The 20,708-nt window shown below is 46.2% G+C and carries 17 protein-coding genes and 3 CRISPR repeat arrays (1 of these 20 cut by a window edge); of the genes, 4 read left to right on the top strand and 13 right to left on the bottom strand.

The window, feature by feature from the left end:
• Positions 1 to 524: direct repeats of the CRISPR family, unit length 33 nt; unit sequence ATTTCAATCCACGCACTCCATACGGAGTGCGAC (it extends 181 nt beyond the left edge of the window).
• Positions 525 to 868: 344 nt separating this feature from the next.
• Together NSQ20_RS05640 and NSQ20_RS05635 are read left to right on the top strand one after the other, a co-directional pair.
• Positions 869 to 1,447 (top strand): TetR/AcrR family transcriptional regulator, encoded by a 579-nt coding sequence (locus NSQ20_RS05640; RefSeq protein WP_100526595.1) that lies wholly within the window; start codon positions 869 to 871, stop codon positions 1,445 to 1,447.
• 77 nt (positions 1,448 to 1,524) lie between these two features.
• Positions 1,525 to 3,711 (top strand): YhgE/Pip domain-containing protein, encoded by a 2,187-nt coding sequence (locus tag NSQ20_RS05635; RefSeq protein WP_340032999.1) that lies wholly within the window; start codon positions 1,525 to 1,527, stop codon positions 3,709 to 3,711.
• Positions 3,712 to 3,836: 125 nt separating this feature from the next.
• On the opposite strand, the gene NSQ20_RS05630 is transcribed toward NSQ20_RS05635, so the two are convergent.
• Positions 3,837 to 4,178, bottom strand: coding sequence for a DUF4190 domain-containing protein (locus NSQ20_RS05630; protein ID WP_100526593.1), 342 nt, complete (start codon positions 4,176 to 4,178; stop codon positions 3,837 to 3,839).
• A 170-nt stretch (positions 4,179 to 4,348) separates the two neighbouring features.
• A CRISPR array of direct repeats spans positions 4,349 to 5,870; the repeat unit is 33 nt; unit sequence ATTTCAATCCACGCACTCCATACAGAGTGCGAC.
• A 221-nt stretch (positions 5,871 to 6,091) separates the two neighbouring features.
• Positions 6,092 to 7,351 carry a HipA domain-containing protein gene (locus tag NSQ20_RS05625; protein WP_340032998.1) on the bottom strand — a complete coding sequence of 420 codons (1,260 nt, stop codon included), beginning with the start codon at positions 7,349 to 7,351 and terminating at the stop codon, positions 6,092 to 6,094.
• Between the two features lie 350 nt (positions 7,352 to 7,701).
• On the opposite strand from NSQ20_RS05625, the gene NSQ20_RS05620 reads away from it, so the two are divergent.
• Positions 7,702 to 8,253, top strand: coding sequence for a hypothetical protein (locus tag NSQ20_RS05620; protein WP_340032054.1), 552 nt, complete (start codon positions 7,702 to 7,704; stop codon positions 8,251 to 8,253).
• A gap of 244 nt (positions 8,254 to 8,497) precedes the next feature.
• On the opposite strand, the gene NSQ20_RS05615 is transcribed toward NSQ20_RS05620, so the two are convergent.
• The 10 genes from NSQ20_RS05615 to NSQ20_RS05570 all read right to left on the bottom strand — a co-directional run bounded on the left by NSQ20_RS05615 (position 8,498) and on the right by NSQ20_RS05570 (position 17,304).
• Positions 8,498 to 8,767 carry a hypothetical protein gene (locus tag NSQ20_RS05615; protein WP_340032053.1) on the bottom strand — a complete coding sequence of 90 codons (270 nt, stop codon included), beginning with the start codon at positions 8,765 to 8,767 and terminating at the stop codon, positions 8,498 to 8,500.
• A gap of 13 nt (positions 8,768 to 8,780) precedes the next feature.
• Positions 8,781 to 9,269 (bottom strand): hypothetical protein, encoded by a 489-nt coding sequence (locus NSQ20_RS05610; RefSeq protein WP_340032052.1) that lies wholly within the window; start codon positions 9,267 to 9,269, stop codon positions 8,781 to 8,783.
• Positions 9,270 to 9,476: 207 nt separating this feature from the next.
• A CRISPR array of direct repeats spans positions 9,477 to 9,848; the repeat unit is 33 nt; unit sequence ATTTCAATCCACTCACTCCATACGGAGTGAGAC.
• Between the two features lie 226 nt (positions 9,849 to 10,074).
• A complete protein-coding gene (locus NSQ20_RS05605) occupies positions 10,075 to 10,830 on the bottom strand; it encodes an amino acid ABC transporter ATP-binding protein (protein WP_340032051.1) in 756 nt (251 codons plus the stop codon).
• Between the two features lie 33 nt (positions 10,831 to 10,863).
• Positions 10,864 to 11,523 (bottom strand): amino acid ABC transporter permease, encoded by a 660-nt coding sequence (locus NSQ20_RS05600; RefSeq protein WP_076319409.1) that lies wholly within the window; start codon positions 11,521 to 11,523, stop codon positions 10,864 to 10,866.
• A 112-nt stretch (positions 11,524 to 11,635) separates the two neighbouring features.
• The gene (locus tag NSQ20_RS05595) at positions 11,636 to 12,406 is read right to left on the bottom strand and encodes an amino acid ABC transporter substrate-binding protein (protein ID WP_145320967.1); all 771 of its coding nucleotides are present in this window, start codon (positions 12,404 to 12,406) and stop codon (positions 11,636 to 11,638) included.
• A 132-nt stretch (positions 12,407 to 12,538) separates the two neighbouring features.
• A complete protein-coding gene (locus NSQ20_RS05590) occupies positions 12,539 to 13,096 on the bottom strand; it encodes a DUF4825 domain-containing protein (protein WP_340019407.1) in 558 nt (185 codons plus the stop codon).
• Entirely contained in the window at positions 13,093 to 13,788 is a 696-nt protein-coding gene (locus tag NSQ20_RS05585; RefSeq protein ID WP_340032050.1) for a permease prefix domain 1-containing protein, read from the bottom strand. Before NSQ20_RS05585 ends, NSQ20_RS05590 begins: the two co-directional genes overlap by 4 nt.
• Positions 13,785 to 14,144, bottom strand: coding sequence for a PadR family transcriptional regulator (locus NSQ20_RS05580; RefSeq protein ID WP_036672526.1), 360 nt, complete (start codon positions 14,142 to 14,144; stop codon positions 13,785 to 13,787). Before NSQ20_RS05580 ends, NSQ20_RS05585 begins: the two co-directional genes overlap by 4 nt.
• 451 nt (positions 14,145 to 14,595) lie before the next feature.
• On the bottom strand, positions 14,596 to 16,101 hold the full coding sequence (locus tag NSQ20_RS05575) for an alpha-glucosidase/alpha-galactosidase (RefSeq protein WP_340032049.1): 1,506 nt from the start codon (positions 16,099 to 16,101) through the stop codon (positions 14,596 to 14,598).
• 189 nt (positions 16,102 to 16,290) lie between these two features.
• Complete coding sequence (locus tag NSQ20_RS05570; RefSeq protein WP_076329419.1) at positions 16,291 to 17,304, bottom strand: helix-turn-helix domain-containing protein; 1,014 nt, start codon at positions 17,302 to 17,304, stop codon at positions 16,291 to 16,293.
• 181 nt (positions 17,305 to 17,485) lie between these two features.
• Here NSQ20_RS05570 and NSQ20_RS05565 point away from each other — a divergent pair, with 181 nt between their 5' ends.
• Entirely contained in the window at positions 17,486 to 18,112 is a 627-nt protein-coding gene (locus NSQ20_RS05565; RefSeq protein ID WP_340032048.1) for a histidine phosphatase family protein, read from the top strand.
• Between the two features lie 201 nt (positions 18,113 to 18,313).
• On the opposite strand, the gene NSQ20_RS05560 is transcribed toward NSQ20_RS05565, so the two are convergent.
• Positions 18,314 to 20,650, bottom strand: coding sequence for a rhamnogalacturonan lyase (locus tag NSQ20_RS05560; protein WP_340032997.1), 2,337 nt, complete (start codon positions 20,648 to 20,650; stop codon positions 18,314 to 18,316).
• Between the last annotated feature and the right edge of the window lie 58 nt (positions 20,651 to 20,708).

Raw genomic sequence — 20,708 nt, 5'->3', positions numbered from 1 at the left:
CACCGGGGATAACAGAGATTTCAATCCACGCACTCCATACGGAGTGCGACGCTCATCTTTTATGATTGATATTACTTGTACTGTATTTCAATCCACGCACTCCATACGGAGTGCGACAAGAGTTCTGTTATTGCTAAAGAGATTGCTTACGTATTTCAATCCACGCACTCCATACGGAGTGCGACACCATGAACCTTGCAAAGACAACAACATTGCTACAATTTCAATCCACGCACTCCATACGGAGTGCGACGCGCGGCAAGGATCGGTTATCAATCATCCACTAGAGATTTCAATCCACGCACTCCATACGGAGTGCGACCCCGAGACAGCCAAACACATACAGGATGCTGTAGAATTTCAATCCACGCACTCCATACGGAGTGCGACCCGACCGCCGCCAACTTGATGAATGGTGTGTACGTATTTCAATCCACGCACTCCATACGGAGTGCGACATCTTTTGTTGTTCCATTGCAGCGCCAACAGTAATTTCAATCCACGCACTCCATACGGAGTGCGACAGCGAAAAAACACGTATCTCAACAACCCGAACCATCAAAAACACGTTTTTTCACTATTATTCTATGACTTTCCATATCATTATTCAATCAAATTATGCCTACATGTTGCCTTAAGGTAACAATTTTGCCCATTTCGACAAATTTCTGAGGTGCGAATCCCCCAGGGTTTTCATGTGAGCATCACATTCGCACCTGTCCTATCCGTTTATGACAAAGATCACATCCACCTTCCCTGCTCAAGTGCTACAGTTGTTAACGACCAACTGACCATAATAGTAAATTGGTCAAAAATTAGGGTTTACCTTACCCATTATCCTTTCAACCTACAAGGAGGTGTATATGCGATGAAAACGATAGATCGAAGGCAACAGGTGATGGATTCTGCCGAGAAATCCTTTGCCCTGTTTGGCTACAAGGCCACAACGATGGAGCAGGTTGCGAGACTTGCCAATGTGGGCAAGGGAACGATCTATACTTTTTTCGATAATAAAGAAGAACTGTTTAGCGAGATTCTGTGCTCAATCATTGCGGATATGAGACAGATTACGGAGCAAACGGTGAAGGAAGAGAATTCCTTTCTGGATAACGTGCATATGAGTATGGATTCTTTGCTGGAGTATCGTGAGGAACATGAGCTGTTGATCAAGCTCTTTCAGGAGGTTAACGAGTTCGGTACACCACAGGCCAAAGAAGGTCTGCAAAAAGTGGAGACAGCCATTCTCGAATATCTGGAGCGTCAGGTGAGCCGTGCCATGGAGTTAGAGCAGATTCGCAGAGATGATCCCAAGCTGGTTTCTTTTGTCCTGCTGAAGCTGTATGTCACCTTAACCTCGGATTGGAACAAAGCGCATCCTACGCTGCATAAGGATCAGATCAAGGATTTTGTGGGCCTCTTTCTCAAGAATGGCTTATCCCCCACTTAGAGAAGAGCGTGCCAATAGCTTCAGAACATAATAGAGATAGAACAAACGGATTAGCGTAAGGATAGGGAGAGAACATGATGAAATCATTCCACGTATTTGGGCAGGATCTGAAGTCCGCCTTCAAAAAACCAAAAGTATTTATTCCAATTCTCGTTGTACTGTTCATTCCGGTGCTGTATAGCGGCCTGTTCCTGAACGCATTCTGGGACCCCTATGGCAAAATGAATGAATTACCTGTAGCCGTGGTCAACACAGATCAGGGTGCAGTCTACAATGACAAATCACTGGAGGTCGGTCAGAATCTGGTCGATGAATTGAAAAAAAGCAACGATTTCAACTGGCAATTCGTGACTCGTGAACAAGCAGAAAAAGGTATGCAAGACAACACGTATTATATGACGATTGTGATTCCCGAGGATTTTTCAGCAAAAGCTACCACTCTGATGGAAGATCACCCGCAATCAGCGGAGCTGATCTATGAGCCCAATGAAGGATACAACTTCCTCGCGGGTCAGATTGGTGGAACTGCGGTCAAACAGATCAAATCCAAAATCTCCGCCAAAGTAAGTGAGTCGTATACCGAAACGTTACTGGATCAGGTGGAGAAGATCTCTAGCGGTTTATCAGATGCCGGAGCTGGTGCTGACAAGATCAACGAGGGCGCAACCAAGCTGGATGACGGTGCTGCCACATTGAAAAAGAACCTGTCCAAACTGGCGGATGGAACCGACAAACTGGAAACAGGTGTGGCACCGTTAAAAGAGGGTACAGCTACCTTGGCACAAGAAATCGGCACGCTTCATGCAGGAGCCAACTCTCTGTCCGATGGATTATCCCAATTGGCGGCAGCAGGCACGAAGCTGGGTAACGGTGCATTGCAGGCTGAAGCAGGTGGCAAACAGTTACAGGCTGGCATTCAATCCGCTCAGGAAGGCGCGGCTAAGTTGGATGCAGGACTCGCGGCTTCCGAGCAAGGAAGTGCGAAACTGGCAGCCGGATTGCAAACCTCAGTCGAAGGTAGTAGCAAAGTGAGTGAAGGTGCTAAGGCCGTTGCGCAAGGTCTTGCCCAATTAGCCGAAGCGAGTCCCGAGCTTGCCGCGAGCCCTGCTGTTCAGCAATTGCTGGTAGCAAGTCAGGCCGTTGCCACTGGCAGCGAACAGATCTATCAAGGCGGACAGCAATTAGTGGAAGGCAGCAAACGCCTCCAGGCTGCGCAACAGCAACTGCATCAAGGCAGCACCCAACTAGTGCAGGGTGAACAGCAACTTTTACAAGGAGTGACACAATTATCGACCGGACATAAGCAGCTTGCAACGGGCCTTCAACAATTTAACGCCAAGTTGACCGAAGCAACAGCCGGAGGAGCCAAACTTGCAGATGGTTCGAGTCAGTTAAATGTAGGTGCAGGCCAATTGGTTACGGGTATGAACCAGCTTTCAGACGGAATCACCACCATTGCCGACGGTTCCCACAAGCTAGATGATGGTGCAGGAGCATTAAAAGAAGGCACGGCCAAGTTAACCGACGGCTCTGGCGAACTTGCCACCAAGCTTAATGAAGCGGCCGATGAAACTAGCAGTGTGAAAAAGACGGATGAACTTGTTGAAATGTATGCACAGCCTGTTCAGGTGGATGAGCATAAACATAACGAAGTGCCCAACTATGGTACTGGATTCTCCCCATACTTTCTGTCATTGGGGCTGTTTGTCGGAGCATTGATTGCAACGCTAGTTGTACCCACACGCGGCAGTACGGTTACCGATGCGAGTAGCTGGAATCGTTTTGTGAGCAGAACCCTTGCTTTCACGATCATGAGTGCTGTCCAGTCCCTTCTCGCTTCCTGGCTCGTATTGTCCGTATTGGGTCTGGAGGTTCAGAGCGTTCCATTGTTCCTCTTGTTCAGCTTTGTTACCAGTCTAAGCTTCATGTACATCATTCAGGCTTTGGTGACTTGGCTGGAGAATCCGGGTCGTTTCCTCGCGATTCTGATGCTGATCTTCCAGCTCACCACCAGTGCAGGCACCTTCCCGCTCGAACTAATTCCAAATTGGCTGAAAGTGTTTAATCCATGGCTGCCTATGACCTATTCGGTAACAGGTTATAAAGCAGTTATCTCGAGTGGACAGTTCAGTGTAACCTGGGATCAGATCGGAATTCTGTGCATCTTTGCAGTGATTGGTTTGGGAGGAACCTTAACTTATTTCCTGATGCATCGCACCACGGAGAACGAAAACGTGAGCAGTGAAGTCGCACTTCACCTGTAAATTCGTAAATTAAAAAGCAAAGGCGTGTACCTAAGCCCCCTCTTATGGACAACAGAGGTGTTGGCTAAGGTACGCCTTTGCTTTTCTAGTTTTAGATACAATCTAAGTTTGCTAACTTCATATTTCTAATATGTAGAGTAAATTTCAGAACTTGAGATAGCGAAATTAAACAATAGTACGAGCAAAATAAGTAATACATAAATGGCTGTACCTATGATTCCACAGACAAGACCAGCAATCGCTAACCCTTTTCCTTGCTCCATGCGAACTCTGATCTCTTTGAAGGCCAAAGATGCAAATATAATCGCAACGATGCCGATTACAATACCCACATAAGGAATCGTGACGGACAGAATCCCCAAAACTAGTGATACAATCGACTTACTATTGGTCTTTGGTACTACATAAGGCGGTGGTGGCAATGTGTCGTTATAATAACGATCCACATCATTTTCGCGATGTTCCAAGGTAAATCCTCCCTGTTCTTTAAGTATGTTCATTATAATCGATTATTAGCAATAGAGAACTCCATATTTTGTAAATACTCCGATTATATTAAATATATTTACTTTATCGACTACCAAAGGCTAGATGCATACGAGGGATTGATCAAACTGAGCTCCGAGAAGGGATCGCTACTTCAATCCACACACTCCATACAGAGTGTGACACCCTAAATCACAACAAGTAAAGAGTAAGCGGGTATTTCAATCCACACACCCCACAAGGAGCGCTACTCCGGCGAAGCTACCTCTGGTAGATCGCTATTACCATTTCAATTCGCACACTTCATACGGAGTGAGACAAAACCGTACAACCTTGAGCATGTCGAAGCCTTCTTCATTTCAACCCACACACTCCATACGGAGTGCAACTAACAGAAGAGATAGCAAAGATCAAATCTACTGGAAATTTCAATCCACGCACTCCATACAGAGTGCGACCTACGGACCCGCTGACAACCATTACAACCAAGGCAATTTCAATCCAAGCACTCCATACAGAGTGCGACGCGAAGCAAGCCGAGAACGTGTTCTTCACTAAACTATTTCAATCCACGCACTCCATACAGAGTGCGACCGACGACCCTTCATTGTACGGAATAGCTTCTGGAAATTTCAATCCACGCACTCCATACGGAGTGCGACATTTCCATGACACGTTGATTCTTCATCGTTAGTACATTTCAATCCACGCACTCCATACAGAGTGCGACGTCACACCAAATTCAAACGTCACTACTACACCAAACCTATTTCAATCCACGCACTCCATACAGAGTGCGACGAAAATCACATTTAATACGGTCAAAGATGCAGAAGATTTCAATCCACGCACTCCATACAGAGTGCGACGAAAAGATATAGCACGGACATGTCCGCAGCATGGATTTCAATCCACGCACTCCATACAGAGTGCGACTCGCCCCATTCAGGTCTAATTCAGGACAAATTCAATTTCAATCCACGCACTCCATACAGAGTGCGACTATTGGCTTTGCTTGTCCGCTCCTTCAGTTCCAAATTTCAATCCACGCACTCCATACAGAGTGCGACGGATAGTGGACAAGGGATTACATCCAAAATGGTTATTTCAATCCACGCACTCCATACAGAGTGCGACTGAATACATCGCAACCTTCAAGCGTAAGGGTAGGCAATTTCAATCCACGCACTCCATACAGAGTGCGACCTGTACATCCTTCGATCAATTCACAATCACCATTATTTCAATCCACGCACTCCATACAGAGTGCGACCGATTTATCCCCACAAAATATAACGTTCCACGTGATTTCAATCCACGCACTCCATACAGAGTGCGACTAGCACCGTGGAAGACATGTCACCCAAGAAAGAGGATTTCAATCCACGCACTCCATACAGAGTGCGACGAAATAATTGAGGAAAGAAAAACACTAGATAAGGATTTCAATCCACGCACTCCATACAGAGTGCGACCAGCGTTCACAGCGTCACCAAAGACCAATTCCGTATTTCAATCCACGCACTCCATACAGAGTGCGACCGATCTCGCCTGCTGCTAATGGATTGATCCATAATTTCAATCCACGCACTCCATACAGAGTGCGACCGCCTGAGACAATGACCCGGATCGAGTCCGGGATTTCAATCCACGCACTCCATACAGAGTGCGACAGCGAAAAAGGACGTAATATCCATATCTCTTGAGAGGATATTAACGTATATTCAGTATTTTTTCTTCGTTAAAACCTTTACTCCATCTATTTCATCTAAATTCTATTGCCAAAAGGTCACGAAAAAGAGTGTTTCGACAAGTTTCGAGGTGCGAATCTCCCAGGGAAATCATGTGAGCTTGGCATTCGCACCTGCTTCATATCACGGTAACAACAGTCTATCTAACGTTCCCGCTCCTCTTCATCCTCCTGAAGGCCACTGTACGCAATGTTCACTTTGACATCGGTACTTTGGTCATCCACCCAGCCCAACATGTTTCGGGAACGGACCATCTCCTGCAAACGCTCTATACGCCCTCTCAGAGTTTGACAAATCGCATGACAACGAGCCTCGTCTACAAAGAGTGAATCCCCGAAAATATCTCGCACATCCTCTTCAATTCCGTCCAGTGTGGACAAATCCAACCAATCAAAGGAGGTCACCAGCTTAATCTGCTCATCGTGATCCTGCTTGAATGGCTTGCAGGTCAGCTTGCCTTCGGCACGAATCAAGCCAAGCGGCTTGGAAAACCAAAGCGAGGACCCGCTATTATAAATCGGCGCTGGACCGATCCATTCCAACGTTCCCGCATCGCGAATCATACCAAAATTGTTCTGATGCCGATCTTCATTGGCAATCAGATAATCCACGACGATCATTCGATCAAGCGCTTCAGTAATACCTGAAATGCCTAACCCTGTACAGCAATTCACGTAATGCTGATACACCGAAACATGGTTGAGCTTTTGCTCAGTATGCATCACATACCAAGCAGTAATGAGTTCCGTCTGTGGAGTAATGAAATTTTCGCACACACTGTAAGGATAGTCTTCCTGCTCCATCAGCGTATACGGAACATGGGGGACGCCCAGCCGCTTCATGATCTTGCTCGCAATCACTTCATTGTACGGTTCTTGCTGGGTAGCGCCACTTCCCCCTTTCACCAAACAACGTTTGCTTTCCATGATTACCCACTTCTTTTTCAGCCAGCCATCAGAGGTGTTGTCTGGTGACATCAGATTCATGGCATCTGACGAGCCTTGCCCGAACAACACATTCCCTACATCCTCGGAAAAGGAGTTGTCGAAAAAGTTAATGTCGCTCCATCTCAAATCCGATGCAGATGGACGAATCCAGTATTGATCGGACAAGCTGAGTCCGTAGCTTTTATCCAGCAGTTTTTGTGTCACAGACAAGCTCAACTCGAGCAGTGCTTCTTGAATCCCGTCCCGACTAGCTGGAATCGCACGCCCTCTCCACCATTCATTCAGTGCCGCACGATCTATTTCCCCCTTTTTGACAGGTATCCCTACGGGTACATGGTGTTTCGCATAGACCTGTCCAATAGATGAAATGGAGACTGTTGCTTCATCCAGTTTAATCTCAGCCACGGGTTCGTTCTTGTGCATGAGTGTGTATGCTTTATTCCCGAATTCCGATATACTCTTCACTCCATTTCTCGGTTCCTGCCTTCATTATACCAAGTTGGCAATAGCCTGGTCATGAACGCTTGATAAATTTCCATTTTCCTCTTCTGAAAGATGTTGAAGTTGCACTTGTGTGGCAACGTTAATCGTTCCTACACGCGTCAGTTCTGTGTAACTTGGGATCAAATTGGACTTCTATGTATGTTTACTACCATTGGTTTAGTTGCTACCTTTGCGTATTTCATGGTGCAGCACATTAGTGAGGTCGAAGAAACGGGGGGAAAGCTGTATTTCACGTACCAACGAGCTAAAGCATGACTGAAGAGTATACATGATATTCTATTTTAAGGATGTGGAGGTGTATTATGTATAAACTAATAACTTTACTCTTAACAGCAATTTGTTTAGTGACTGGGTGCAGTGAAACGGATAGGTCTGTCGAGACTTTGAAACAGATAGAGCGCAATATGGAAGATGCTCAATCTATTAAGGAACTGCGTGAAGAGAACGCTCGTCTTCAGGAACAGCTCACTATCCTTCAGGAGAAAGCGCATAGCAAAGAGATCAGAAATAACCTAACAGAAACCTTGAATTTGACGTTCCGTCTGATGGCCGCCATGGAGTCTGGAGATATCGCGTATCTGGAATCCGTTTCCTCTCCCAATGTGAATATATCCAAAGAAAGCAACATCAAGACCATTCTGTATGGAGGAGGCCCTTATGAAGTCCCTTTCCTTAAAGTCATCCATTGGGATGAATTCGAATTCAGAGGGTATGATCCGAAGGATTCAGATCACTTTATGCTGTTCATCGCCCAACTTATCAAAACCAAGGGTTCCGAGGGAAATATTGCGTACGAGTTCTCTTTCATCCGTTCCCCGGAAGGCGTTTGGCTGTTTGACGGATATGTATCTTAATTGATCTTAAGTTAGCCATTAGTCATAGCTATCGGTTGCTCATAAATTTACTAGCTCGGTCCTCATTAAACTCACCAATAATAGTCCAATCAATATCGCTGTCTTCATCTCCATTTTACAGGAAATAAAAGGCGACTTTAAACCCCCTGCAAAAACAGGGGGTTTCTCCACAGCCTGAAGCCATAAAATTATAGCTCTTTCTTATAAAAGAGTGCAGTGTTATTGAATCGAGCGGACTCTAATTTCAAACTTGTAAAAAATAAGTTACTACAGCAAAAATAATAATATTGAAAGGCATGATGTAAACGGCCATTCTTTTGGCTTTTATTTTTCTTTCGTAATTTGCATTGTTAAATAGAAATTCAACAAAAAAAGTAGATGCACTGGTTACAGCTGCAAGGAAAAAATACAGTAAAACATTACTACTGTAAAATTGTGTGTATGCCAGCGAAAGTATTATTAGCAATAACAAGAAATTAGTTGAAATTATATAACGATCCAAGAAAGTTTTCATCAAGTATACCCCCCTATGGGCATAATAAGGAGCCTCCAACCCATATAGCCCCTGTTATCGCCGTAATTGCGAACAGTGCTGGCGTGGTTGCAACACCCAAAATCAGCATTGCTAAATTCATTTGAACGCCATGAAATAATCCGATCAGACTCAATGCAGTTGAACAGGCGCCATAGGGTTGAATAATTGGACCGTCTTTTTGGTTTTCTTCAATAAGGCCGTTAACCTGGTCAATATCTTTCCTTATCTGTTCATAACTGGTATTAGGCGCTTGATTGAGTATAGTTTCCTTTAACTGAGCTTCATCAACGAAATAAAATAACCCTGTTTTCTCATCGACTTTTAAATGCTCAATAAGTAGATTAGCAACTAATACTTCTTCTTTTGTCATACCATTCGCATCTACAGAGTTTTGAGATTGAGCGTAGGTACTACCAACTAAACTAAAAAACATTGCTGACACCAACATAATGATAGAAAATTTGTTTTTCAACATCCTCATAATTCAAACAACTCCTTTATTTGGTATGAAATAATCATACATATACTTATAAAAAATGTCAAATATATCTAATATGCAATAAATTTTATATATTTATTATTGTGTATATAATAACAAAGACATGAACGAGCATATTTGTGTAGACAGAGAAGAAATGCAACGTCTGCTTGTATCTTCAGAAATATCATCGACTACTGCTCTGAAGCAATTCCAATCCACTCACTCCATACGGAGTGAGACGTTCTACAGCTTCCAGCATGACCTGACTCGGATCAAATTTCAATCCACTCACTCCATACGGAGTGAGACTTTATTACAATACAATGTCGACTGTTACTGTTAAATTTCAATCCACTCACTCCATACGGAGTGAGACCATAATGCAAGTTGTTTGATATCTCAACCGAGTAAATTTCAATCCACTCACTCCATACGGAGTGAGACGCTTGCGGCGGTTGTACTAATCATTGTGTTCTTCGATTTCAATCCACTCACTCCATACGGAGTGAGACTGACACCGAATCCGTGGAACTTGAGGGGCGCTATATTTCAATCCACTCACTCCATACGGAGTGAGACAGCGAAAAAACACGTAACAGCAGCATATGAGTATATACCTTATTACGTGTTTTCGTTTATCGAGCTAATTATTATATTCATTTTAATCTACCACATCCAGAATATTCAAGTATTTATTACCAAAAGGGAACAAAAATGACCCTTTCGACAAATTCTGAGGTGCGAATCTCCCAGGGATTTCATGTGAGCTTGGCATTCGCACCTGGCTACCTCTACGTTCAGTCTTCTACCTCTCCACTTCCACCCGCTGCAAAAACGTCCGGGTACGTGCAAGCTTTGGATTGCCGAAGATCTGTTCTGGTGGACCTGCCTCTGCAATTTCCCCGTTATCCATGAAGAATACACGATCCGCAACGTCACGGGCGAAGCCCATCTCATGCGTGACAATCATCATGGTCATATTTTCCTGTGCCAGTTGTTTGATGACACGTAACACTTCCCCTGTCAGCTCCGGATCGAGTGCCGATGTCGGCTCATCGAACAGGAGAATGTCTGGTTGCATCATCAGTGCACGAGCAATGGCTACACGCTGTTTCTGTCCACCGGACAGATTACCAGGGTAGACATCGGCCTTGTCCGAAAGCCCTACTTTGCCGAGTAATTCCAGACTGCGGTACCGAATGACGCTTGAGCTTTCTTTTTTCAAAGTTTTCGGTGCAAGTTCCAGATTATCTTGTACGGTCAGATGCGGGAACAAGTTGAAATGCTGGAATACCATACCCATACGATCCGTCATCTTGCGAATATCTGCGGCACCCGCGTAACGGCCATTATCAACCAACGTCTGATCCTGAATGCGAATCGTTCCGCCCGAAATATCCTCCAGATGAATCAGGCTGCGCAGCATCGTACTTTTCCCCGAACCCGAAGGCCCGATCACCGCAATTACTTCGCCTGGTTCCACGTTGAAGGATACCTGTTTCAGCACATCAAGTGTGCCGAATGATTTTCTCAATTGATTTACTTCTATTATATGTGTCATATGCAGACAGTCCTTTGATTGATCAGATTTAATTTATTCAAATGAAAACCGCTTCTCAAGTGCCTTGAACAGCACGGTGAGTACGAGTGTCATGAGCAGATACATAACCGCCGCCACGAAGAAAGGTAACAGCTTTATGTCGCGATTTACCGCCGCTTGGGCGTAATACAACAGCTCAGGCACAGCCACGGCATAGAGCAGTGCCGTATCCTTGATGAGCGTAATGGACTCATTGGCCGTTGCGGGCAATACTACACGAATCATCTGAGGAATAATGACTTTGGTCATCGTCTGCCACTTTGTTAACCCCAGTACCTTAGCTGCCTCATGTTGACCTTTATCAATGGAAAGCAGTCCGCCCCTGAAGATTTCAGCGAAGTACGCCGCATAGTTCAAGATGAACGCAATCCCCGCTGCAACAAAACGATCAAACACCAGATACTCTCCAATCACCGGAAGCAACGGTAATCCAAAGCAGAAGAATAGAATTTGGAGCAGCAGCGGTGTTCCTCGCATCACATATACATACGTATGGGCAATCCATGCCAGTGGTTTAATTTGGCTTCTCATCGCAAGCGTGACCGCAAATCCAAGCGGTACAGATAACACGATCGCTAGCAAGAACATGAAAACGGTGGTCTGCGCACCCTCTAGCATAGGTTTTAAAATGGTCGATAAATAATCCCAACTCATTGTTTTGTCTCCTCTAATCTGTTAACCCCGCATTCCTCTGGGGCATGAATCGCTCCAGCATGGAATACGGGGTCCGTTTTGTTTCTAACTATATATCAGGTGTATAACCTGCCTATTTCAGAACCTTATCTTCACCCAACCATTGGGTGGAGATTTTAGCTGCTGTTCCATCTGCACTCAGCTCATCCAGTGCTTTTTGCAGCTGATTCAGAAGCTCTTCGTTGCCTTTTTTGATACCAATGCCATATTGTTCCGGTGCAAGAGATTCATCCAGCAGTTTGAATGTTCCCTCTTCTTTGGACATGTAGTATCTCGCTACCACTTCATCAATGATGACCGCATCCAGACGTTTCGTTTTCAAGTCCGTCAGTGCAAGCACGTTATCCTTGAATTCGGAAGCTTTCACTTTATCCTTCAGGGGACTTGCTGCCAGTGCATCTGCCGCTGAGGACAGCGCCTGCAATCCAACATTTTTGCCATCGAGTTCATCCAGCTTTGTAATTGGTGAGTCTGCCAAGGTAATGGCTACCTGACTATTTTCTAAATACGGCTTCGTGAAGAGCACTTTCTCTTTGCGCTCATCCGTAATGGTGTACCCGTTCCAGATCATGTCGATCCGGCCACTGTTCAGCTCTGATTCTTTGGAAGACCAGTCGATTGGCTGGAATGTGATTTCTTTACCCATTTTCTCCGCTGCAGCTCTTGCGTAATCAATATCAAAACCAACAATTTCATTCTGCTCGTCCCGGAAACCCATTGGAGCAAACTTATCATCAATTCCTACAACAATCGTGTTATCGTCTTTGCTTGCGGAACTGGAACAACCAGCCACAATCAATACACATATACTAATGAATAATAGTAGAATCGCTTTTTTTCTCATCTCTCGAACCCCTCCATGTCTATAACCAAAACCCAAACGCTTTAGTTCGTTACCACGTTATCAGAGATTTATAATAACATAGCATGGGAGAAGAGTCGAGTCTCTTGCCTATTTCCTTCTATTTCATGCAGCTTAATTGTCAACAATCTGTGAAAAAACCTCTTTCACTTGTGCCGGTTCCACCAGCTTCTCGCGTACAGTCGAATTCCATAGCTCCGGGTTCTGAAGCTCCTTTAATTCCGTACCTGTCCATTGTTGGGCAGATTCACGATGTAAGGTATGGCTGGTATTCTCAAACTGGTAGACGATCTGCTCCAGATTATCGATCATAACAAAGTTCGCAACCGCATTATATACAAGTATCCGCTCAAGTGCCTCTGCATCCATCCCACGCGTATCCAAGCTATAATTCACTTGGACCGTGAACGTCTCCGGGTACAGTTGGTAACCATTCAATCTTTCACGTAAAGGTAAAGCCTGATTCAGATGACTAAGGTTTGAATTATCACCCATGTAGGGACTGCGATATTTGGCTAAAGTGGCAAAATCATGTGTCAGCGGATTCTGCTGCTCTTCCTCGTACCGAGCCTGTTTCGCCTCGATCTTCGGATTAACGAAACCTTCAACAATCACTAAGCCACTGATGCCCAACACAACAAGTGTTATAATCCATATGTTTCTAATTCTCATAACGCATCACTCACTTCATACTTACTAACGATCCGATACGCCCGATGCACAACCAAAGGAATAATAACACTCAGTAATGGGATGGCAAAGGCAATGACGATCACAGCAAACTGATAGGGTCCATCCACCTGAATGGGTCGATTAAACCAGATGTTGCTTCCGAATCGTAACGCTGCCTGCGTTCCCCATAGTACGAGTATTAATGCTGCCCACAACCACCATATCCTGCGATTCCACTGCACTAAGGCAGGGATTCGAATAACCGTGGTTTTCACGGAGGTTGCAGAATCGTTCGTCTTGTTGATCAACAGATACAATACATACATGCCACCAACAATGAGACTCACGATCATAAGCAGATTGTTTATGGCGGAGCCTTGCATCAGCACTCTCATTGGAATGGTAATGATCCAGGCTACGAGGCTATAAATCAGAGCAGACTGCAACAACGCTGTCCAGTAAGGAACACGTTGTACCCTTCGATGGTCACTCATCACTTCATCCATACCAGCGATATGCTGAATGGCGGTCTGGAACGCCTTCTCTTCACTCATACCCTGCGAGATATAATCGTCAATCCGCGCAGCGAGATTGCTGTGAATCTCTTCTTTTAATTCTCGATTGTCTAATGTATCTTGTGCGTGAACGAACAAACGATTCACATGACGGGTGATGCGAGCTTCCAATCTCATAGGTCTTCATCTCCTTTTTCTCCAGTGACAATCATGCAATCAATCAGTGCCTTGGCTGCTTGCCAAGCATGAACCTGCTCTCTATAGGCTTCAAGGCCTTGCGTTGTAATTCGGTAATATTTGCGTCGTCCTCCCTGCGTCTCTCCCCCCCAGTAGGACTCCACATATCCACTCTTCTCCAGCCTCTTCAAACTGGAATAAAGCGTAGGTTCCTTCAATTCAAACTGCTCTCCGCTCTTACGATAGATCTCCTTAATAATGCTGTAACCATAGTTATCTGCGGGTATAAGTACACTCAGAATGATGGGGTCAATATTACCCCGAATCAGATCACTGTTAATCACTTGCACATCCATCTACGAGTTTCACCGACTTTCTTCCGTCCTGTGTATACTATAAGACACATTACTATGTCTGTAAAGGTAATATGTATCACATGGTAAATATGCATCGCAAGAGTAACACTAGCAACATTCCTCTCTTGCAAATAAAATTCTTCAATACGATAAGAACATTGACCACATTGTTATTTCTTTCAACTTTGCTTATATTATCCGGCTGTAATCCTACTCCAAGTCATGGTACAAACAAAACTGCCTCACCCTCAACTCTTTGCGAGAAGGTTCATTCCAGTTAGCGCAGGAAAAAGGTACTCATTATTATGGAGCCTTTGCCCGCTGGACTTCCCCTCAAAATTCCCAGGTTTCCTTGGGTGATACCTCTTTTGCCTTTGTTATCCGTGGTGTCGAAAAAAAATAGAAACAAACAGGGCCCCTCCATTTCGGAGAGGCCCTTACGCATTTTTATCTATTGCTGCACTTTCTCGCGATCTTTCCCTTTATCGGATTCCCCCGCGTTTTTGTTCGCGGCATCGCGATCCTGCTGCATCTCTTCCACTGTTTTCACCTTAAGACGTGCTGCACCTTCATATTCCTTTGTTGGAATCAAGTCACCTGCAGCAAGTCTTGCTTCTGCAGCTGCAATCGTATCTCCGTACTGCGGCAACCACTCGGCCTGTGCAACGAGCATCTCGTCGACCATCTGCCAAATTTCTTTTGGATTACACACGGCACCCACGAGCGGGTCCATCATGAACGCCTGACGAAGTAATTTGTCATCTCCGTTCACCGCGGCTTCAACCGCGAGCCGTTGCACGGAAATGCTCACATTACATACCGCAGCTGGGCCAAGTGGCAGATCCCCTACATGCGGCATGGAGATACCGTTACGATCCACATATCCCGGTGCCTCAATAATCGCATCATCCGGCAGGTTGGAGATGACTCCATTATTAACGGTATTGAAATGTCCACGATAGACACGTCCCGTCTCAAGCCCTTCAATAATATACGAACCGTGCTCCTCGCCCCGTTTTTCCGGAATGAATTGCATCGGTTCATCCTTCATCCAGTTTGGAAAATCAGTCTCGAACCAGTTGCGCCCCTCGGTACACACCCGCAAATATCCACCCGTCTCTCCGTTGATCCAGTTGCCCAGGTCGATCCATTCGTTAATCTCTTCCGGACGTTTGCGGTACCACGGCACATATTCACTCAGATGACCATTTGATTCCGTGCTGTAGTAACCGAAGCGGCGCAGCATATCGATCCGCACTTTCTCGGTGCGGCTGTACTCGGGATGTTTCTCGAAGGCTTCGAGCAGATCACCTGTAAGGTCTTTGCCCTCATGAGACGCTTGAATATACCACGTCTGATGGTTGATGCCGGCACAGACAATATCCACTTCACTCTTTTTCAATCCAAAAGCTTCCGCAATCTGATGATGACCATGCTGTACACCATGACACAGTCCGATCGTCCGCACACCGCCGTACTTGTTGCAAGCCCATGTCAGCATCGCCATCGGATTGGAATAGTTCAAGAGCAGTACGTCGGGTGCACTCTGTTCACGAATATCTTTACAGATATCCAACATCTCAGCGATTCCGCGTTGTCCATACATAATGCCACCTGCACACAACGTGTCACCGACACACTGATCTACCCCATATTTCAGTGGAATATCCACATCGGTTGCAAATGCTTCCAGTCCCCCAACACGAATCGTACACAGTACATACTTCGCATCTTTCAACGCTTCTTTCCGATCCGTTGTTGGCTGAATCTGAATCTTCAATCCATTCTCACGGATATCCCGCTGACACAGCTCAGTCACCATGTCCAGATTGTGTTGGTTAATATCGCAGAACGCAATCTCGATGTTGTTAAACTCGGGTACCGTCAGCAAATCCCTTAACAATCCCCGTGTAAATCCGATACTTCCTGCCCCGATAAACGCCACTTTAAAAGACATCCCTATGTCCTCCCCTAATCCGAATCTTTCGCTTCGGTTAATGACTCTCTTCATGAAATCATTGTACCAACCGCATATAGGGAAGCGTTATCAAAATCATGACCTGTTCAAGATCTTGTTGTCAAAAATCCTAACTTTTACGCGCCAGTCCCACTAATCGATATGTCTTCGAAAATAACTGCAATCGGCTCATTCATCCGACGGGTACTGACTAACATGTCGTTCCATAGAGGAGCGAAATTCGACCGGAGTCATGCCCGTCGTCTTCTTGAATAACATATGAAAATACTGACGACTGCCTACTCCAACATAGTCAGAGATTTCCGAAATAGGAATATTCGTCTGCTGAAGCAGCATCTTGGCCTTCTCCATGCGAAGCATCGTCAGGTAGTCGGTAGGTGTGCGCTGCGTGTGCTGACGAAAAATACGATGTAAATAGCCTGGATGCAGATTGACGGCTGCCGCAATATCCTTCATCTGAATGTTGCGATCCATATTGTGATGCATGAATTCAATGGTTCGTTTGACGTACAGTTCCGCCTGATCTGGCGCACTCCGGCTCATTTCTCCACGCAGACGTGCAACACGGACCAGCAACTGGATGAACAATGTACGCACCAGCATGCCCTGTTCTGGAGACGTTAGATTTCGGGCCTCGCGGTGATGCAACCTTTCCTCTGGCGGAATGATCTTCATCGGCACGTTCGATCTTCCTTGCTCCAGCAGACCACGCTGATCGAGTTCCAGCACCAGACTTTTCATAATGTGATACACCTCTTCCGGGTCAGGCAGTACCAGATATGGCGAAGCATTAGTGAGTAGAGTGTGGACTTCTTCCTCTTCCAGCGCGAGTTGGCGAATGGATAGCTGTCCAGGAGGCGAGTTTGAGAATGCAAACTCCACATTAAGCATCCGGCAAGGAACGCCATCTTCCACCAGTAAACGGTGCGGGACACCTGCGTCGAGCATAATGAACTGTCCTTTTTTCAAAACAGCCTGCTCCGAGCCCCCATCCGGCATCTGCACATCCACCCGGCACATTCCCGAAATAATATACATGATCTCTGTGGAATCATGATGGTGATAGGACATACGATAGTTGTCCCACTGCTTGTAATAGTACGCGTAGAAACGCGGCCCGCAGTCCTCTGTTCGCAATGCCTCCTGATACAGGCTTCCTGTCCAGTGCTTTGTAATGCTCATATCCATACCTCCATTCCTACAACGATCGATCCTCACTTTTCTTCATTGTAGCAATTCTGTAGGTTGAATATAAACTGTCTTCGTTAAAACCATCATTGCATTACTTAATTAGATAAATATATAATTAGCATACTATCTAATCCTTTATGTAAACTGTCTATACTTAAGGAGGTTTCCACTCATGAGTACCACCTTTCAATTGGTACGACACGGTCTCAAAGAACGACGAATCGGGGATGTCCCCCTCAATTCCGAAGGGGTTTTACAAGCCGAAGCCACAGCACTTCATTTTGCCAAAGCCACCTCTCTCATTACTAAGATCCTGACCAGCCCACTTCGACGAGCCCAAGAAACCGCAAGTATGATTGCCCGCCACACCCGTTTTCATATAACCGAAGATCCTCGCCTGCGCGAACGTGCCAATTGGGGCGATTGCCCGGATCAGTCATTCGAAGAATTCATTGCGATGTGGGATCGATGTACGTCTGAGCCAGATTACATTCCACCCGTGGGAGACTCGGCCAAACAGGCTGGTGAACGTCTGGCCTCCCTCCTAACCGAATTAGCTAATGAAGAGCCAGAGAACAGTAACATTATTGTGGTTACACATGGTGGACTCATTACTGATTTTCTGGTGCAAACCTTTACCGAGCGCGAGCTTAACGTCTGGCATTCCGATTTTATAGCTATGCAGAACCAATTGATCCCCGAGTGCTCCATCACCACATTGATCCATGATCAAGGTAACTACACCATTAAAGCATTCGCTTCTACCGTGCATCTAGACTCCAACGATGTAAAAAAATGACGTAACATGGATGGCTGAGCAAACGCCAAGCTTTATCCGCAGATCCTTATGTGAAAAAAGCTCTGAAACCCCATGTGCGAGACACATTGGGATTCCAGAGCTTTTAAGCTTCGATGCCAATTCTTAAAAATGCCAACGCTGCTTTACGTTACAGGCTCACATGTTGTAGTGCTATTGCTAGGCAGTGCTCATCCAGCCTGCTTACTTTCCGCCCTTACCTGGCGTGTAGAACTTAGGTAGCGTTACTTTCGACCAGTCAATATCCGATGCCATATAGAAGGACGGATAGGAAGGCTGATTGTATCCACTGTTCTGTCCGGCAATGCCCACACGATACATCGCATCATGCATCAGCGTGTACAGCTTGCGGTCTGTCTTCTCGGTACTCAGATAGATACGGATCGCTGAACTGTCCGTGGTTCTCACCAACATCTCTTCCCGCCAATCCCCGAAGATATCAGCTACGAGAGAAGGTGTACCTTTGGTGTGATTGTTAGTCAATGTGCCTGTTGCCGTCAGCACCGTGCCACGATTCCAGTCTTTGATGGTTGGTGTAACATCAATCGCACCATCAACGATCTGTGTCGTCATATCGGCAGACCAACGGATATTCATATTCGTTCCCGGCATCTGATCACTGATTTTCTCACCCTTAGCTGTCCACAAACCTACAGCCCATGTCTCCAGCCCACGGCGAGTCGGATCAACATCACCCACCATGCCGCGACCGGTATCTTTCCCCGTGTACCCACCATAGATTACTTCTCCGGTCTTCGCATCACGCAGGGAATAGCCGTATGGCGCCCACGGACCACCCTCGTGAACCATGAAAATTTCAAGTCCCGGACGATCCGGGTCGATATCTGCCACATGAAGTGCGTCCCCATGACCCAGACGGGCAATGGTTCCCGGTGCAGCACTTTCGGCAGGCATCAGGTCTGTTGAGCTGTACAGCACGCTGCCGTCATGATCAATCGTGGCGGAGCCATAGATAATCTCCTGTTTGCCGTCACCATCCACATCCGCCACACTGAAATAGTGCGCTCCCTGAGTTGTAATGGAGCCGTACTGCGGATCTGTACCATCTACGCCGTGCGGTCCGTCATTAAATGGGTTCTTCATCGGCGTCCAACCGCTGTCCACTTTCCATTCCTTTTTCAGTTTCTTGCCGTCCCAATTGTAGGCAACCATCGTTGAACGTGTATAGTACCCGCGTGCAAAGATTGCAGACGGTTTCTTGCCGTCCAGATACGCCACGCCTGCCAGGAAACGGTCCACCCGATTGCCCGGTTCGATCCGTGCCATCGCATAATCGCCCCACATCAGGCCATCATCATGACGCTCAGGTTCATATGGGATGGTCTCCAGCTCTTTGCCCGATTTACCTTCAAATACTGTAACGTACTCGGGTCCATCCACGATAAAACCTTCAAACTTGCGCAGCTCATTGCGGTTACTGCGTTCTACCGCGTACACATCAATGAAGTAGTCGGCCAGACTCTCGGCATCCTGCTGAGATAATGGGTAATTATATTTTTTCTCGATTCCAAAAGCTTCTTCTAATGTCGCAGGCCAGTTCCCCTTCACAACCTCGTCGTGCTTATGCCAGTTTCTGAACATATCCACCATATGATCGTAGTAACCATCCGCACTTAAACGATAATCATCTTCGTTCGAATACCCTGCCTTGCGATCCTGCTTCGGAAGCGTGATGTACTTCTCGGAGGTTACTTTTCCTTTTTTGTTATATTTGATAATCTTCGTACCTGGAGCGGTCTTGAACATCATCTCGGCCTTGCCATCCCCGTCAAAATCGTAAACGAGCATCTGTGTATAATGAGCACCTGCACGGATATTGACCCCAAGATCGATCCGGTACAACAACTGACCGTCCAGGGTGTAAGCATCAATGTAGGTTTTACCGGTGTACCCTTTTTGCGATACGTCCTTGGCGTTGGAAGGGTCCCATTTGACGAAAAACTCATACTGACCATCCCCGTCCACATCACCCACACTCATGTCATTGGCGGAATACGTATAAGCTTCTCCCGCAGGCGTCACACCATCGGCGGGTTTTTGCAGTGCAATGTCCACATACCCGTTCGCCCAAGGTTTGACGGATGCACTGCGTTTGCTTTCCTTGCCCTTCTTGTTCACCGCCGCCACTTCATAACGGGAAGACGATTTACCCGCGGTATCTACATAGTTGGTGCTGTCGGTGACGGTAGCGATCTTTTTGCCATCACGATAGACGTTAAAGTCCGTACCTGTCAGCCCTTTGTCGCTATACCCTGTGGCCTCGTCACCAAGCAATCTCCAACTGAGAAAAACACCTTCAGATGTCGATGCAGCCACCAGTCCCCGATCCAGATATTCCAGTTGAATCTCTTTCACGTGACTGCCCCCCTTATGTGATTGCAGGCCAGCCTCCGTCGCCCCATTACCGTTCGAAGCTTCCGCTCCCGTAACGCCAGCTGTTCCTCCAATGAGCAAAGCTACGCTGAGTGCCGAAGAGAGCACCTTGGCTGCAAGTGGCATACGAGCCTTCTTGCGACCGAATTGCCGGCCTGACACCGATCCTTTATGTACCGGCGTT

Origin of the sequence: Paenibacillus sp. FSL K6-1122 (assembly GCF_037977015.1) — a bacterium.
GTDB classification, from domain to species: Bacteria; Bacillota; Bacilli; order Paenibacillales; family Paenibacillaceae; genus Paenibacillus; species Paenibacillus amylolyticus.
The sequence above is the reverse complement of the archived record's forward strand: the minus strand, read 5'-3'. Positions and strand labels throughout refer to the sequence as shown.